This window comes from Acidobacteriota bacterium, assembly GCA_016208495.1.
Classification (GTDB): domain Bacteria; phylum Acidobacteriota; class Blastocatellia; order Chloracidobacteriales; family Chloracidobacteriaceae; genus JACQXX01.
Genome location: JACQXX010000092.1, coordinates 18,396 through 36,502, shown reverse-complemented (window position 1 = coordinate 36,502; position 18,107 = coordinate 18,396). Strand labels below are relative to the sequence as shown.

Below are 18,107 nucleotides of genomic sequence, written 5' to 3'. Positions count from 1 at the left end.
GGGGCTATTGTCTGTCACCGGCTGCGCAGGTTAAAACTGAAACTTCCCTGTGGGGCTCATCCTATCCATTTTTTCGAAACCGAAGTGCTTCTTGCAAAACGACTTCCAACTGACGGCGGGTCTGGGCGGCATCGCTATCAGGTCGTGATTCGAGTTCGATTCGGGCCCGGCGCACAACATTCAAAGATGATTGGACTCCGGATCCGGCATTGAGCAACAGCGTCTCCGCTTTGAGAAAACAGGCCAAAATCAGGCGGTTGGGCGCCTGGCAGCTTTGTAACAACTGCCCGTAGTTAAACCAGTCAACGGCTAAATCAGCCTGGCTGCTGTTGGGGCGCTCAAGCTGTAACCCTTGTTGATACACACCCAAGGCTTTATCGAATTGTTTGAGCTGGCCATAAGCTTCCCCGCATTGAACCAGTGCGAGGGCTTCGACATCACGGTTCCCAATCTGCCGGGACTGAGTGATGACCGCTTCAAAGTGGGTGATGGCCGCCGGTTGGGCATTCAACTGAGCTTCAGATTGGGCCAGACGCAAGGTGATCATCATGACATCGGCTGGAGTGACTTGATCTGGCGGGAGTTTCCTGGCCGATTCCAGAAACCGTTCGGCATGAAACATCGCCTTTTGGAAATTGCCCTGTTGTTTATAGTTTTCGGTCAAATACCGATGGGCGTTCAATTGACCTGGATCAAGCTGCAGGGCCTGTTCCCAACCGGCAATGGCTTTGTCAGTATCGCCAAATTGGGCTTCCAAAACGGCATAGTTCATCAAAACATTGGCATCATTGGGGATATTGACCACCATTTGTTGATAGTGGGCATAGGCTTCGGTGAGCCGATCCTGTTCGAGCAGCATTTTCCCGAGTAACTGCTGGGTATTTGGGTCGTGAGGGTTGACCTTCACTGCTATTTGCAGGGCAACAATGGTTTGATCGGTATTGTTTTGTCGAAGCTGAGCCTGGGCCAGTCGTCGTTGAGCGACTGAATCATATGGGTTGAGTTCTGCCGCCCGAACCAGATTCGGAAGGTTTTGTTCATTGGTTGTAAAGTAGAACTTGACCAGATCCAGTCCGGCGAGAAAGAGCAACCCAATGGCGGTTGCTATGCGAAAGACTCGCGCTCCAGTGCTCGCGCCGGTCACCCATCGAACCGCATCAACCAACGCGACTTTGTACTGGGAACTCGCGGCTACTTTTCCACTTGAAGGCGTCAGGAGCAGGGCGGCGATGCGTCCATCCCGCAATTTCCAAATGACGCCGTCCATCATAAAGTGATGAATATTGACAATTGCCGTGAAGATCAAAAAGCTGGCGGCAAAGTCATAGTGAAACGCATAGCTGATCAACCACGGGCCGGGAAGAAACAACGCAATTCCACCGACAATCAGCGTTCCGAAATAGGCGGCGAAACTCCAGTTTGGAATCGCACTGGTTTGGGCTTCGCGACGGGCAAAGTAACTGGTAATCCACAAATACTGGGCCGAGTGCATGACGGCCAGGACACCAGAGCTGTACCGGGTCTGGGCAATTGAGACACCTGATCCGAATTCGAGCAATGTCGGCGCCACAAACCAGAGAAACTGTGTCGAGAGTAAAACAATCGGCGCCAGCATGGCTTTCCAGCTTGATTGTCGGACCAAAAGCCAGATGCTCCAGAGGCTTGTGATCAGAAACACTCCAACTAGCACCACACGTGCCCAGTATCCAAACCCAATCGGAAAGCCAAGGGAGACAAGTACCGGGTCGCTGGATGGACCACTGTGGAAGGTGAAAAAGAGAATGAAAAACGAGGAGTGAAACGCGGTGTAAAACAGATTTCGCTGCCAGGTGGGCGGTTGAGCACCAGCCCGCCGGGCAAACATCATGGCCAGTCCGTAGTTTTGACCCGTGTAGTGCCAGGGACTCCAGGTGATGTAGGTGGTAAAGACCCACGGCAGCAGTTCATACGACCAGTGCGTCAGGATCGCGGTCAGGACAATTAACCCGGTGAAATAGAGGGTGAAGTATTTGTATTTGGTGACGTCTTCGTGGGTGCGATAGGCCCGATAGAGCGTGGCCATGTAATGTGGATAATTAAACACCAGTGCCAGCGCATAAAAACTGACGAGAACAGCAATGGGTTTCCCAGGGCCAATTCCATAATCGAGCAAGAGCAGGGGGAACGACCAGGCCCCGCACCCCACGATCAGGTCAAGTGTCGGGTGATACAGCCACGGTGCAGGCGCTGTTTGGGTTGTTGACGAAGGTTTATTCTTCATGGTTCATCCCCCAAATTTTGCCCAAAATACCGACTGCCTGGACAGAAAGGAGAGAAAGGACATAAAAGACAGAAAGGACCGGCTGGAAGTCATTTTCAGTGAAGGTGTGTTCCCATCAATGGCCTGGGACATTCCCGATTGCAAGTCGTCTCTCACCGTGCCTGATGCCTGGTGCTTCTTCGAAAGTATTGATTTCTAACCACGAATCACTAAGGGACTGTAAAAATACAACTTCCCGTTTTTATCGAAAGTCACCCGGAGAGATCGAATTTCAGAGCAGGAAACCACGAAATACACGAAATACACGAAAAAGAAATCCAAAGACTTCAACGGGGTCTGAGCTTTTGTCAGGGAAAGTGCCACCGAACTCAAAAGAAAATGGCTTCGACCCAAATGAAAATCGGGAAGTTGTTTTTTAACGCTCCCTAACCACGAACCACTTCCTTCATCCTTCATTCCTAAAATCCTGGCATCTGACGCATAAAGTCCCGAGCCATTTCCAATCCTGGCAGGCGTCTGACAGTTTTAATGTTGACGCTGAGTTTTTTGCCGACTGGTGACAAAAATTCCTGTAACTCCGGTCGAAGCACGTTGATTGTCTGTGGCAACACTCGATGTTCCTCGGCGATCTTGAACAATTCTCCGACCAGTTGTGTCCCAATCTGATCGGGTTTGCAAATGACCGGAGCAATCACCATGGCGCTCTGGCTTTCCACCACCAACCCAATAATCGGGAAATAGGGTTTGTCGGCATCTCGAAGAGCGGCATGGGTATGAAAATAATCAATTTCCCAGGTTCCGCCGCGCTTGATTGGCAGCTTACTGATTCGCTCAAGCTGAACTTCATTGATGGTGCCGAGCGAACTTGATTGTTTGGGGGACGGTGGTGGGGCAAGCCACTCGTCTTTCCAACTCAAGGAGTCTCCAGTTTGGATTGGCACGCGGGTGAGGTACCGCTCAGTTAATGTAAGTCTCTGCCAGAGCTTTTTTTTGGGAGGTTCAAGATATTTCGGATTTTCACGAAGCTGCTGGGCCACCACCATTGTCTGTTCAATGATGTAGAGCAGAAACTGGGCTTCCTGGGCATTGACGGGCCAGGGGACAAAGCCCGGTTCATACCGTTTGAACGTCGGCCAGGATTGGCGCCCCCGAAATTTCAAGCCGAGTTTCTTGATGGTGGCCAGTTCGTTTTTGTCGAGCAAATCTCGATCATCAAATGACATCATCAGGCAATCTTGTATAAACAGGAGTTCTTCAGGATCCATCCCAATGGCACCCTGCTGGATTTGGATAAATGTTTCCAATCCGGTTGTTCCCAGATAAGCCGCAATGCCAAGTACTTCTCCGAGGTTTCCCAAAACACAACAATAGGCAATGTTGCTGCTCACCGGGTCTTGAACGCCAAAGAGATGAGAGTCCAACATCCAGGTCCAGGGAGACTGTTCTTTTAACTGTTTGGCGACATCAAACAACTGTTTCCATTGTTCGAGCGAAGTCTGATTTGTCACAAAGAGGTTCCTTTCGACGATTTAATTGCCCACGAACTCCACTCGCTGACGCTCGTTTCACCCGAGGCTTGACTCCCACCCGCTTACGCAAGTGGTACTGACTCCTCGCTATGAGGCTTGACTCCCACCCACTTACACAGGTGGTACTGACTCCTCGCTATCTCGCTATCTCGCTACCTCGCTACCTCACTCATTTCCTCGCAATTGCTTCCCCAAGCGTGCTTTCCAATGATTCCGGTCCAGTCACGCTCGTGCCAAAAATCAGGTTGGTGCGATTGAACTGGTTGACCTGCTCAGTCAACGTCTCAATCCGCTTGTCAGCCGCCGCAATCAGTTCCGGTGTCTTCGCAAACTTTCGGGCCACACGGGCAAATTCGAGCGCTTGTGGAAGGTCGCCCGTCTGGACAGCGGCTTCGACCAGAAGTGGATAAACCCGCTGTTGATAGTCGCGGGTATGCCGCCGACTTTCAGCCGCAAGGGTTCGCAGGGCCGGCTCCGGCAGGCTGTCTTCGTTGACAATGGTTTGATAAGTAAAACTGGTCAAATCGCTGTCGCTGGATTCTGATTCCTCCGTGGTTGGCGTCCCCGCCAGTCGGAGGGCGGCTGGAGACTGATTGGTGGCCAGATAGAGTTCGATCAGGTTGGTTCCCGGCTGGGCATCGGCAAAGGCCAGGCGCTCGGAAAGTTGTTTCTCTGGATCGTCCTTGAGCGCTGCCAGATAGGCCGTGAGTGCCGTTTCGGGTTGTTTTTCACGAATCGCCAGTTGCCCGCGTTCAATCCGGGCCATGGTGGCAAACGGTGCGGCTGCCAGCCGATCCAGAATGGATTTGGCGGCACTGGTGTTTCCAGTTGCTTCCTGGATTTGGGCCAGCACGAGTTGGGATGTGTATTCCGGTTTGCTGGTATACCGGGCCATCAGGGCTGAAGCCGCAGTGCGATTGCGGCGGGCAATGCCGCCCAGAACTTCAATCGCCGTCAGTCGCTCAGGGTTGGTTGTATTCTGGTTATCAATCAGATCGGCCAGTGTGGTCAGGGCGGTCTCTGCCGTGCCGACTCGTTCCTGAACTCTTGCCAGCTCAATCCGATTGAGGGTGTTGAGCGGGGCGAGCCGGGTGGCTTTGGTCCGCCATTCAACTGCCTGGGCAAATTGTCCGTAGTGAGCCGCAGTTTCCGCTGCTGAAATCAACGCATCAGCAGTGTTGCGATTGTTGATCAGACGGGTTAACTGGGCGAGACCTTCGGCTGTTCGCCCCCGGCGAAATTCAATTTCAGCCATTCCAACAAAGAAGCTCAGTGGAGAGTTTGGCGATTGGAATTTCTGGTAGAACTCACCCAGCAGGGCATCAGCTTCGGCCTGATGGTTTTCATTTACAAGAAGGTTATAGGCATTCTGATAGGTAACTTTCGTTTCCGAGTCATAACTGTAGTCGTTTCCTTCATAATCCATTTCACCTTCTCGAAAATCATCGGCTTTATCAAGTCCAATCGCGGTTCGGAGTCGTTGCAAGGCCAGGGCGGCCCGATTGGTGCGCAGTTCAAGTACGGCCTGGGCCATCACCATCCAGGTTGGTTCAACGGTTAAGTCGTCCGAATCGGAATAATATTCATCTGGATTGACCGCCTCACTTTCACGCAGTTGTCCAAAGAGCAGTGTGCGCAAGGAACGCATCTCCGCCAGCGTTTTTTCAGCTTCTGGATAGTTTTTCTTTTCCAGCAGATGGTCAATCCAGCGTTGTTCGACGACTTTCAACACGTTGGCCGGCGAACTGTAATTAAAGTAATAGGTGTAGTAGCCATAGTTATTGAAGTTATAGTCCCCGTTTGAATAAGCGGCCAGCACCGTATCCGCCGCCCGGTTGTGCATCATCCGAAGGAACGGGATTTTTTCGCTGGCAGGTACCAGTTTTTCATTCAGGATCAAGAGGCCGAAGTTCATATCTTCCGGCACGGCCTGCATCACCCGCACAAAACTGTCATTGACCGCTTTGGCAAATTTTGGTTCTTCATCCGCTGTGGCGCTCATCGCGCGGGCCAGACCTGCCCAATCTTCCGGGTCAACGTCCGGGCGTCGAACACGGGCCACCAGCCGTTCTTCAACCGCTGGCAGAGCTTCAAGAAACAAATCATGTTCGGTCATCACTTGCAGGTACCGGACATAAGCTTCGCTGACGCCGCGGGGCAGGTTGAGCAGTTGGTTCCACACCGCTCGCCCGCCAGTGCGGTCACCTGATTCATACAGAATTGAACCTTCGAGCGCATAGGTCTCAATTTGTGCTGGATCCAATTCCTTGGCGAGTTGGATGTGGGCTTTGGCCAGGTCAAATCGTTTGTCGAGCCGGTGGAAATTGGCCAGACCACGTTGGGCTTCATCCGATTTGGGCGAATCTTCGGCGTAGGCCAGCAGGTACCGGCTGGCGTCTTTGGTCCGTTTCGGGTCAAGGGTTAACCAGACACCGTAGTTTGACGCGACTTTGTACCAGTCATCGCCGACCAGTTCGCGTTGCTGATTTGGCGTTTGAGCCAGTTGCTCGCCGATTGGCCGCAGGTTGAGGACTTCGCGGAAGAGTGGTTCCACGTCTGGGGAGCTATTGCGGAAATACAGTTCAAGCTGGGCGGTTCGAGACTTGATCCACGCCGGTGACAATCCGGCGTTGGCAATCGCCTTGCGAGCCAGGTCTTTTTCGCGTCGTTTGGCCAGAAAATTGATCAATTGAAGTTGATACGGCGAGCGAATCTGGGCCAGGGCATCGAGTTCGGCGCGTTTGCCCTGAGTATAGAGCAGGTTTAAGTAACGTCCGACTTCCGCGTTTTCACTCGTGACCATATCGCCGCTCTGGCTGCGATAGAGTCGGGCCAGTGTTTGCATCTCGCCTGATACATCCCCGGCGGCGCGATACTCGGCGGCAATCGCCACCGGATAGTTGTAGGTTCCAGGGTATTTCTCGCGTTTTTCCTCGGTTTCGAGGAGTTGAATGACCGTCTTGAAGTTTTCTCGTGAACGATAAAACGCAAGCAACGACTGGAGTTGCGTGTGGAAGCGCCCATCCTGATTGTTGGTGCGGATGGCATAGGCCACGTCTTTGGCCCGGATGAGCGCGGCTTCCTGGGCAGCCGTCAATCCCAGCATGTCAAACCATTCAACCAGTGAATTGAGGTTGGTCAGGCTTTCGATGGTGTTGGCCTGGTTTTGGTCCACCCGCTTGCGAAGGGCGGCTTCAAGTTCAGTCATTTGGGCGGGCGTGGCATAGTTGAAGACAATCTCCGCCAGTTTTTCACGGAGCGTGGACCGGACGGTTTCCGCTGAACCCCGAGGTGTTCCCGGTTGGGCATTATTGGGTTTGTTGGCCTCGGCAGTGAGTAGATTCACCAGGGTTTCAGCTTTGGTCAGTGCCGTCAGCGGTGTTTCCGTAAGCGCCACGGCGGTCAGCCAGTTACCGGCTTCATAGGAAGAAATGGCATTCCGGTATGGATCACGGCGGACTTTTTCAACGCCGTCTTCAAAGAATTTCACCGATTCCTTGACCATGCCCGCCGAAAGCAGAATCTGACCATATTGGAAATAAGTGGCGGCCAGCGTGTTTTTCCGAACCGTAACCGCTTCGCGCAGGGTTTCAACCGCTTTATCGGCTTTTCCTTGATGAATATAGAGACTGGCCAGCGTCACGAGCCATTCCGAATTGCCGGCGTCAATTTCGTAGGCCCGCCGGAGCACCGCTACCGCATCGTCATAGCGCCCAAGCTGCTCATACAACCCGGCCAGTTTTGAGCGGAAATCAAGCCGCTGTGGTTCATTTAAAATTGCCTGCCGGTATTGGTCAGAGGCGACAGTGACTTCACCGTTGTAAATCGAGATTTCACCCAGCACGACATTCCAGCGATAGTTTCGGTCCGCTTTTTGGGCCAGATCGGTATAGTAGGCCCGCAACCGGCCCATTTGCCCGGTGCGCGACGAATAACGCAACGCCGCTGCCAGCGCGGTTGTGTTCTCCGGATCCCGATTGATGATTTCAATGTACTGGTCAACCGCTTCGCTGTGGCGTTTGAGTTTGGTAAGTGTTTCGATCAAACCCAGCCGCAAATCCGCCGTTTTGTTGCGGCGTTCATCAGAGCTGAGGTTTCCGTTGGCGATGTTTTTGAGTCCGGTTTTATACAGTTCGGCCAGGGCTTCTGACTGATTGGATTCAGCCAGAACTTTGGTCAGAAGGGTAAAGGCTTCGATATCAAGCGGGTTTTCACCATACCACGTCCGGAGCGTCTTTTCAGAATCCGCCAGTTTGCCGGCATCCATCTGGCGTTTGGCAAGCTGGAGCGTAAATTGACGTTTGTACTGTCCCACCGCCTGGGTTGACGTGCGTTGATAGAGCGCAATGGATTTATCAAGCAGCCCAACGCGCCAGTAAAACTGAGTGGCTTCCTGCAGCACGCCCAGATTGGTGGCAAATTCGCTGGTGAGGCGATCCATAACCGACACGGCGGTGTCTACCTGATTATTGCGCTCATAAAAGGCCGCCAGTTGCAGCCGATATTTCATGGCTTCGTGTTCGTCGCGGGCCAGCGTCACGAGCCGCTTGAGGGTTTGTTCTTCTTCATCGGTTCGCCGATTGCGACGGAATTCATCGCTAGCGGCTTCGAGGAATTCAGGGCTGGTGCGGGTCTGGACGTCGCGTTTGAGCAGGGTAAAGGCTTCGTCAAACTGTTTAACGGCTTTTAAATATTCCACATACCCAAGCGTCAACTGGCCGTCGTCATTAGCACCCGGTTGGGCGGCACGGGCCGCAAAGGCCCTGGCAATCTGAGCCGCATAATCTTTGCGCGGCGTGAGTTGCCGCAGGCGTTTGACGGTTTGGGTCCGTGTGTCGCCAACTTCGACCAGGACCGCGACATATTCGGCAATCGCCCGATCCATCTGGTTTTTGCCTTCATAGATGGCGCCCATCTGATAGCCGTAGGCCGTCGTGCTGCCCATGGTCTGGCGCAAGGTGCTCAAAATACGGATGGCATCATCATACTGAAAGTAATCCCAATAAATGCTGGCGACTTCGAGAAATGTTTCCGGGTTGCCGCGTTCGCGGTTGAGAATGGCGTCCCACTGCTCGCCAGCCCGTTTGAAATCGCTCATTTCGGCATAGACTTCGCCGGCCTGGGTCGGGAAGGTATGTGACGTTGGATAGACTTTGGCGAGGCTGATCCAGGCGGCGGCAGATTCCTCATAGAGTTTGATGTCCTGGCTGCCCAGCGACCGGGCCATTTTGGCCAGCCGTTCGGCATATTGGGGCTCGCCCGGATATTTTTTGACCAGTTCGCGATAGGCGGTCAGGGCTTCGTCGTGGTGTGAGAGCCACATCGCACCATCGGCGGCAAATTGATTGTACACCGGCGAAGTTGCCGCCCGGCCTTTAGCGGCTTCATAGTTTGACCGTAAGGTGTTGCTTTGCGATTGCCACCGCAAGAGTTCTTCACGAATATCCGGGTCTGAAAAGTAATACTGAGCTGATAATTTTTCCCATTCTTTCCAGTTTTTGGTTTGTTTGTAATAGGTCAACAGACCTTTAACAAACGAGACATTGGTTGGAAACCGGTCGTGGGCAAACCGATACAATTCGAGGTACAGCCGGGCGTCGTTCTGGTTGCTGTTTGGGTCAGCCTGAGTAATGAATTGTTGCAGGTATTCTTCGATGTCGCCGTCATCGAGAATCTCGGTCAGTTCACGCGAGTACTGCTCAAACGCCTGCTTCCGGTCATTGCGAACATACCAGCGCGCCATGCGGTGGTACCAGGTGTTGGTATGAAAGCGGCGCACCGCATCGGAATACACTTTGAGTTGATCGTCAACCAGGCTGTTTTGCCCCAGCCACTTCAGCATTTGCTCATAGAGTCCTTCTTCCTGCGAATGTTTTTTGATTTCGCCATAGAGGAACTTGAGCGTTTCCTGGGGTTTTTCCTCGGCGGCATAGCTCGCAATCACCCGCTCCAGAACCCGGCTATAAGTAATGGCATCGGCTGGCTGGATGCCGTTTCCCAGATAGTCGGTCGGATAGTCATAATATTGATACTCCGATGAATCGCTATCGCTGCCTTCCGCCGGGTCATAAATTTCATAAACCGTGCTGCCTGAATCAGTTTCAGATTCGGATTCTTCAACCGGAGTCCCATCGGTGGCGACGGTTTCTCCCGGCACTGGTGTCGGTTTGTAGGTCCATCGTTTCGAGGCCACCGGCACGAGCAATTGGCCGGGCTTGAGTTCGGCGGCTTTGCGATCCATCAAGGCGATGAGTCGGGTCCGTTCGCTGGCTCGACGATTTAGACGGACTTCCGCATCGGCAATTTTCAGAGTAATGACATCAAAGTTTGGTGATTGCGGGTTTTGTTTGAGGAATTCATCGCCGAGTTTGACCACGATTTCATATTCACCCATTGCCGTAAACGCATCGAGCAGTTTGGCGGTCAGTTCCGGCAGTTGTTTGGACGCCGGGTATTCGGTTTTGAGTCCGGTGTAGAGGCGATGGGCAAAGGCGCGGTTAAAATACGCCACGGCTGAACTTTCAACCGCTTTGAATTCACTTTGCGGGCTGCTGCCGGCCAGGATGAGCGACAGTGTTCCATTCAAAAAGCCCGCGCCCTGATCAATTTGGGCTACGTCCCGATAAAACGAGAGGTCGCCGGTACTCAAGGGGAGGCCGTTGGTCTGGGCATCAAGGAGCAACTGGGTCAGTCTGGCCAGGGTCTGTTCGCGTTCATGCGTACCCGGTTGCAGGCCCTGCATCAGGTACATTGAATAGAGAAACCGCGATGCCAGATCATAGCTGCCAATCTGGAGACACTGTCCGGCCAGAGTTTCCAGTTCTTTGCGGTTCCAGGATGCTTTTTGGGCGGTTCGGCGATTTTCAAATTCGGTGACGACCCGCTGTGCCTGTTCGAGGTTGGCTTCATAGGCATAGAGGTTAAAGAGTCGGGTGGCCACATTGAAATCAGCCGTTTTCGAGCGCAGAAATTTCTCCTGCAGGTCGCGGCGATATGACCGATAGCGGCCAATCCGGCGGAGCAGGTCATAATAATCGCTCACAATCGGGCGCGGCCAGAGCGGGTCAAAGGCATCGCCGTAGACAGCTTCGGCCCGGCGGCGATCCTGGGTCTGTTCATAGACGCTGGCTCTGGTTTTGAGAAAGTACTGCAGGTCAGCCGGGTATTTTGGCTGGAGTTCGGTCAGGGCCCGTGTGGCTTCCGTGTAGTTCCGGGTTTCGGTCAGTTGGGTGATGTACTGTTCAACCAGTTTGAGGTTATTTGGATCAGTTTCAATCGTCTTTCGGTAAAATTCAGCCAGGTCAAATCCCTGTAAACTATGCTGTTTGACGCGTTTGGCAATTTCCTGGTAAATGGCGTCGCGTTCAAACGGAAATGCCACTGGCGCCAGCCGTTGCAAGGTGCGTACTTCGTCGGCAAACATCGCCCGCTGGTGGTAGAAGGCCGCCAGCCGCCGGAGCGCGTTCGGAGCATTGCCGCGCAACTCTGTGTACTGCTGCATCTCCGTGATGGACTGGTCAAAATTGCCGAGCTTTTCATCCAGGTTGGCCGCATAGCGCAGGAGTTTGGTGTCTTGCGGATATTTGGTGAGCAACTGGCCAATCTGGTCGCGGGCTTCTGCATAGGGGCGCGGAACGCGGCTCTGGACGCCCTGAAATTCCTCGGTCAAAAACAACGCGGTATCAATCTCAGGTGTTTGGGCCCGGGTCGGATCAGGCTTCGGCTTGGGGAATAACCTGGTCTGGCCAGCAGTCTTGTCGCCGGCGCCAGCTTTTTTGGCCACTGGTTTGGGTTTGGCCTGGGACGCAGGCTGAATGGCAGTTACCGGCGCGGTGTTGGGGGCGGCCTGGCTCAGTGGAAGTTGATTGAGGCTGAGGATGACCGAAGCAAAGAGAGCAAAAAAAAGCAGGGTTGCTTTTCGCATGGTACACACACCTTGAGAAGATGAAACGTGCATCGCCGATACACCCTGAGGGTGGTGGGGCTGGCGACGGTCGAGAAAAAAAGTCAGGTGAACTGTGCTGGTTGTGCTCAAACGGGCTGTGGCGGCGGGCAGTATAGCACTTTTTTGGAAAGCGAGTAGCGAGTAGCGAGTCGTGAGTCGCAAAAAAATGAACTTGTGACTGGAGGGTGATATTCCTTTCACCTGTCGGTTTTTGGTTCTCATCCCGGAGGGATAGAGCAACGTTAGCCGTTTTTTAACGCTCCCTTAGGGAATTTGTGCAAGCACTTCTTGCACAAATTGCTCGTCAGGGTAATTCTCGGCAAATAGAAAAAAGTTTCTGCTGGGAGCGCGGGCGTCTCACCCGCAGTTGGTTGAAATTGAAATACAAGTGGGCAGGATACCCGCGCTCCCATTCTTAACTTACTGCCATTGCCAGGGAATTTGTGCAGCAGGCTGCTGCACGAATTGTTTGTGGGGGTAATTTTCGGCAAATGCTCACATATATTTGAGATTTCCCGGATTCGGGTTTTGAGATGAGTCAAAAATTCCTGGTATTCGCTGTTTTCAAGCTCGGCTGGTGTTTTCATAAGCTTGTTTCAGTCCTTTCATCCTTCAGCGCTTTTTGTGCTCTCAGTTTTAATCTTGAATACCTCCGCCCCAAGTGTGACGAGATTTTCCGTTGCCTTGCTTTCGAAAGTCAGCACGGATTTGCCTTGTTCAATCAGCGTTTTGCAAAACTGTTCGGTTTTTCCGCCTTCCGCCGCATAACTGACAAAAACCTGATCGGCCAATGTCGCCACAAACTGATTGCGAAGCGTGGCTGTCCGCACGCTCGGCTGTTTGCACGGTTGACCAAAAATCGAAAGCAAGAGTAGCCGTTCATCCACCAGCGGCTTTTTCCATTCATCCTTGAGGCGCATGCCTTCGAGGCCACGCGCCGGGCAAATGATGATTGATTGTTTCCCACGCAGCAGGGTCACGAGGCATTCCTGTTCAATCGGGGAGTGAAAACCGCTGATGATAGTGGTTTCTTCAGCTCGCCACTGCTGAGCCAAATCGTAGGTCTTCAAAATCAACTCGCCAGGGCATTTGACCGAACAAAAAAGCGCCACGGTCGGGCGCTTTAAAATAGAAATATCTCCAATCATTGAAAGGACTTGTGGGGCTTTAGCTCCCATCACGTTCGTGAGTATTGCCGGATACTCAGGGTCTTTCGAAGTGAGGTGTGTCAGTTTCATCTGGCAGCCTATTCGTGTGCGTTGCGTTCGATTTCTTCAATCAGCATATCCATTTCATCAGCCCGGTAGAGTTTGACCTGAAACGTTCCAAGCAACTCCGTGACCTGCGCAATGAGGTCAATATTTTCAGACTTAAATCCGGCCAGCACCCGCAAAACGGCTGGTTCAGGCAATTTCCGCAAGGCGGTACCTTCAACCGCCAGACGGCAGGCGTGATTGCTTGCCTTGGTTTCTGTCTCTCCAAACACAACTGGTTTCACTACGTTGAGGGCTCCATTGTGATAGGCCACCGGGTAGGTCTGGGTGTGTTTTAACAATGGCAATTCAAGTTTGAGGTTTGAAGTAATTTTTGCCGTCAGTTTCCGCTGAGTGAGTTTCTGGGTAAACAGGTGTTTAACTTCTTTTGGTTGGGTGAAAATGAGTTGCCCAGATGTGGCGGAAATCGTGGCTGGTTCAGCACTTGCTGTTTTGGCGATGGCACGTACTGGTGTGCCGACCAACGTCTGAAACAGATGTTCCAGTTCGGCTTCTGGATCATAAACTTTGACCCAGCGTGGTTTCGTCAAGAGCATAACGTTGGCACGCGTATCAACAAAGTGTTCAAACTCGGCGAGCGTCGTCAGTTTCCGCTGACTGAATTCATACTCCAACCGCTCTGAAAAAATATCTTTATAGGCAGTCAGGATGGCTGGGTTGAATTCGCGGTCGTGACCAAAGAACCGTCGAATCCGGTCATTGCTCGGATCGGTCTTGATTTTCAAAAATTGAATGTCTGGACAAAACAACACAATGCCAACGTTTACCCCTTCAGAGCGTTCTAAATCGGGCACATATTGGAGAAGCGAATAATACCCTTTGATAGATTTGAGATTGTCGTTCATATGGTCTCTCCCTCCTGCAAGGTGGAACTGAGTTCCTGGGCGGCAATTTCACCGATCCGCTTGATGAGAAATTGCGCCCTATCCGACAGAAATTGATCAATTGCCTGTTTGGTAGTATCCGACACATCCCATTCGACAGGCAGGTGTCGCAAGATGGTTTGCCAAAACTGAGGGCGAATATCTTTCAGCCGCTTGGCTTCGCGGTCAATATCTTCAGCCGTTACTGATCCCAAAAAGAATGGGAACAGCCCGTAAAGCTTTGACTCCTGGACAAATTCGATATGTGCCAGTCGTGACGACAGGGGTTTTCCACAGGTCAAAATGTGCCCGTGGTCAATTGCCTTCAACACCAAAGTGCCTGTTTCCATGGAGAGGAAAACGTTGTCAGCATTTGACCGAGGCTTCCCCTGGCGCAAGCCTGGTGCATAACGGTCACAGTTGCGAACCCACGTATCAAAGACAACCAGGCGGGCTACGTCTTCTGTATTGGCAACCCCTGTTAATGCCCGGAGTTGCCCCATTGGGATCCCAACCTCGGATCGCGTGACAAAGGCTGCCCCAACTTCAGCAAGGATTGTACCCTGGATTGGGATTTGGTCCTCCTCCGTGATATTCAAGATAGCCGCATCAAAGGTTTGTAGTCCAAACTCATGTGCCAGTTTCGTTCCTAGCCAATCGCACGCCAGAATATGCCGTCCTTCTGGATTGTTGGTTGCTTTCAGATAGGCTCTTCCAGCATCAGTGTGAACAATAGCTGTTCGTGAACTGGAATCAACTGTTTTCACATACCGGATAATCTTCGTTGGGTTCCAATTGGTTTCGCTCACATTCGATTCCTTTGGCAAAAGTTATTGTATTGAAAAGGGTTGTCTGTTTTTGCATCGTCCGTGACTATTGTCAATCTTCGCTATCCCCGCTATCCCGACCCATCCGATACTTGATGTCATAGTTGATGATGAAATCTAGCTCTTCGTCGGTAAAGCCGTAGTGTTTGGCAAGGGCACGGTCGATTTCATCGATGATGTCTTTTGCTTCTTTTGGTTTAAATTGCTCAAGTTGAATTGCTCCTGTCTTACTGTGAGTTACTTGAATTAACGTACTTGATGCATCAAGTTTTCTCTGAAGTCTTTTTGAATGATCAGATAGATCAATTACTTCAATTCTATTTGGTATTGGGAAGATTTTGTAATCCGACGGGTTGAAATCTCGACAATTTGTTCTTACCTGATAAAACCAATAAAAAAGTGTGCTGTTCAAAAGGGCAAAGGCGGTTTCACGGTTTGTCAAGGTTGGAAAATTTATTGTTTCTTCCCTCGTTGAGGACGATTCAGTGCCTTCACGGTAAAACTTGGGTGGACGACACGTGATAGTAAACCAGTGACCAACTCCAGTGATTTTATAGAAAATTTGATAGTTGGTATGTTGTGAGACAAGCAGTTCACCAAATTTACGAGGCATTGAAAATAACTTACTTACCAGGTTCCATTCGATTTTTGATCGAATTTTTGGAAAACAACCAATATCAAAGCGGTTAATTGGGCCAAAGTAGCTGAGGCTGTTAAAAAGAATATCTCGCTCCTCTTTGTACCATTTCTTATATGGAGTGACATAAAGTACAGCGGAGTTAACGGAAGGACGTTTTTCAGCAATCAAAATTGCAATCCGTGCATGGTGCATTCCATCAAAAAGTTTGCTTGGTCTGTCATCAAATGTACTGCTGAGCACAATAGAAGATTCTCTAATCAAAAAATCTCTAACGGTTTTCATTCTTTGGGTTGAAACGATAGGCTGTTGCACAACAAATCCAAAGCGACCAGTGTTTTGCAATAGACTGAATGACTGCTCAATACAAGGTGCATATAAATTTCCACATACATCTGTTTCAAAACCGATCAACTTGTAAACAGACCTGATTGTGGATATTTCCACATACGGTGGGTTCCCAATCACCACATCAAACCCCCCGTCCTTGATGATTCCATAAAACTCAATAAACCAGTGAAACGGCTTGTGGGAAGTGAGCCATGTTTCATACGCCCCTTTTTGATCTACCTTAACCGCATATTCACCAGCCAGATACAGGTTGAGTTCATCTTCCAGTTCTTTTAAGCGGTCGTGCAGATCCTTTTTATCTTTTGGGGTAACGTCGCCACCGAGTTCGGTTTGTTGCTGGCGGAAGAGTTTGAACAGCCGATCAAGATCCTGTGCTTTTTCGTCAATGCGCCCCATCGCATTGTCAAAGTCGAACTTGCGGGTGACGGCAAGTTTCACCTCGTCGTAGTTTGCAAACCCGACCAGGGTATTTCCGGCGCGGATGTTGAAATCAATGTCGGGCAACGGCTCGATATCTGACACTTGCTCGACCTGGGCCACTAACTTGAGGAAAAGCCGTAGTTTACAGATTTCAACCGCTTCATCCATGATATCCACGCCAAACAGGTTGTTGATAATGATGGATTTGAAAATGAAGTAGCGCCGGTTGGGATGGCGGTCAATCGTCTCAAGCGTTTCACGAAAGTCACTGAAGGTTTTCGGGTGATGCTTATGATCTGACCGGGCCAGGTCATCGAGGAAAACCTGCATCCGATCAAGGCAGGCGTCATAGAGCGGCTCCAGGATATTGAGCGCCGCAAAGAGAAATGCTCCGGAACCGCAGGTTGGGTCAAGCACCGTGACTTTTTCGATAGCCTGCCAGAAAGCGCGCAGCAATTCCGGGCCTTCCGCGTTTTCAATCACATCCTGGGCAAACTGCCGGATGTTGAGATTGAGGGTAATCAGGTCGTTGATGTCGCGGACCTCACCCGCCGCCAGTTTGGTGCGGATTTCTTCATAGCGGTGATGGCGGGCGACGACTTCACGCCAGATTTCAGTCGGGAGCGCAAACTCAGCCGGTGCCGATTTATTCCACTCCGTTCGTTTGGCAACATCGCCCAGCCCAACCGCGATTTCATCCGGCAAAGGCTGGTCAACTCCTTTTTTGACAGCGTCATAGATATATCGGTCAGGATCGTTTTGGAGCAACTTCCAAACGGTGGTTTCACCTTCAAACGCGATTTTACATTTTTGGCGGGCGACATCGAACAGGTAGGGAAGAATGGTGTTTTTGCCGATGTATTCGGTGATGTCTTCTTTGGTGTAATAAGCCCCCATCTGCTTCTGATTGATGTATTTCTCGAAGATATAGCCCAACACATCGGGATTGATTTCGTTATCGTGACGCGATGGGCGTTCATCCAGATGCCACTGGTACTGGTCAAAAAAATCAAAGAGCCGTTCAAAAGCTATGTCGGCAATCTGAATTTTCTCTCCGTGAAGTTCCTCAATCTGGTGTTTCATAAACAAGCCGCCGTTGAGGTAGGGCACCTGCCCAAGCATTTGTCGGGCTGCGGCTGACCGGTCACCCTCCTTTTTGGCAAATCCTTCGAAAAACAACGGACACAGAAACTCGGTGTAATACTGATCTTTGCCGGTTTGTCGGCTGACTTCCAATTTTTTCCGCAGGTAATCAGGGTTATTGTCCAGGAAGTTTTTCTTCTGGATAAAGTAAATAAACATTAGGCGGTTGAGCATCACTGATGTGTACCAGCGGTGCATTTCGGCATCAGGAATCCCTGCAATGAAGTTAAAAAATGCGTCATGCTCGGTTTTGAATCGGTCATAAAACCGTTTCGTCATTCGTTCCAGGTCAAAAGCATCACGGGCACGCTGTGTCACGTCCAGAAGCCCCAGCGATTCTTCTTCATCGAGGGTAAATACCAGCGTCTGCAATTTTTGAATGAGTGCATCACCCGGTTGGTTGATGTGGTAGGTATGCTCACGACAGGCCGTTGGCTTGCCCCGTTCACGTTTGACCCATTGCCAGATTTGAACGCCCTGAGCTGTATCAACAAAGATAATTAAATGCTCAAAGGCAGATTTGACCACTTGTTGCTCAATTTTGCGGCGGGTTTGGTAATCAAGGGATTGTCCAGCCGTTATTTCACAAAGAAAAACTGCAAACCCACGTTTGTGAGCAACGGCGGACAACTGAAAAGATTTTCCGTCAACGAGAACTGGAAGCGTTGACCGGTTTCTGTCCCAGCCAAGTTCTTCGATAAAAAGTGTTTTAAAATCAAATTTTTGCAGCAGATTTCGGGTGCGTGGGATATTCAGGGTTGTCATAAATCATTTTGGATGAACGGTTTGGGGTTAGGGAGGACATTGGGGCGGACGTAGGGGCGGACAGGGCGGACAGGGCGGACAGGGCGGACAGGG

General features: G+C 51.2%; 7 protein-coding genes. All 7 read right to left on the bottom strand.

Annotation, left to right across the window (positions count from 1 at the left end):
- Nucleotides 1-61 precede the first annotated feature (61 nt).
- The 7 genes from HY774_19100 to HY774_19070 all read right to left on the bottom strand — a co-directional run bounded on the left by HY774_19100 (nucleotide 62) and on the right by HY774_19070 (nucleotide 18,014).
- Complete coding sequence (locus HY774_19100) at nucleotides 62-2,260, bottom strand: tetratricopeptide repeat protein (GenBank protein MBI4750597.1); 2,199 nt, start codon at nucleotides 2,258-2,260, stop codon at nucleotides 62-64.
- A gap of 458 nt (nucleotides 2,261-2,718) precedes the next feature.
- Nucleotides 2,719-3,768 carry a hypothetical protein gene (locus HY774_19095; GenBank protein MBI4750596.1) on the bottom strand — a complete coding sequence of 350 codons (1,050 nt, stop codon included), beginning with the start codon at nucleotides 3,766-3,768 and terminating at the stop codon, nucleotides 2,719-2,721.
- A gap of 190 nt (nucleotides 3,769-3,958) precedes the next feature.
- Nucleotides 3,959-11,713 (bottom strand): tetratricopeptide repeat protein, encoded by a 7,755-nt coding sequence (locus HY774_19090; protein MBI4750595.1) that lies wholly within the window; start codon nucleotides 11,711-11,713, stop codon nucleotides 3,959-3,961.
- Between the two features lie 626 nt (nucleotides 11,714-12,339).
- Nucleotides 12,340-12,972 (bottom strand): DNA-processing protein DprA, encoded by a 633-nt coding sequence (locus HY774_19085; GenBank protein ID MBI4750594.1) that lies wholly within the window; start codon nucleotides 12,970-12,972, stop codon nucleotides 12,340-12,342.
- 8 nt (nucleotides 12,973-12,980) lie between these two features.
- Entirely contained in the window at nucleotides 12,981-13,853 is an 873-nt protein-coding gene (locus HY774_19080; GenBank protein ID MBI4750593.1) for a DUF3037 domain-containing protein, read from the bottom strand.
- Entirely contained in the window at nucleotides 13,850-14,680 is an 831-nt protein-coding gene (locus HY774_19075) for a hypothetical protein (protein MBI4750592.1), read from the bottom strand. The genes HY774_19080 and HY774_19075 overlap by 4 nt, the downstream gene beginning before the upstream one ends.
- A 70-nt stretch (nucleotides 14,681-14,750) precedes the next feature.
- Nucleotides 14,751-18,014 (bottom strand): Eco57I restriction-modification methylase domain-containing protein, encoded by a 3,264-nt coding sequence (locus HY774_19070; GenBank protein MBI4750591.1) that lies wholly within the window; start codon nucleotides 18,012-18,014, stop codon nucleotides 14,751-14,753.
- Between the last annotated feature and the right edge of the window lie 93 nt (nucleotides 18,015-18,107).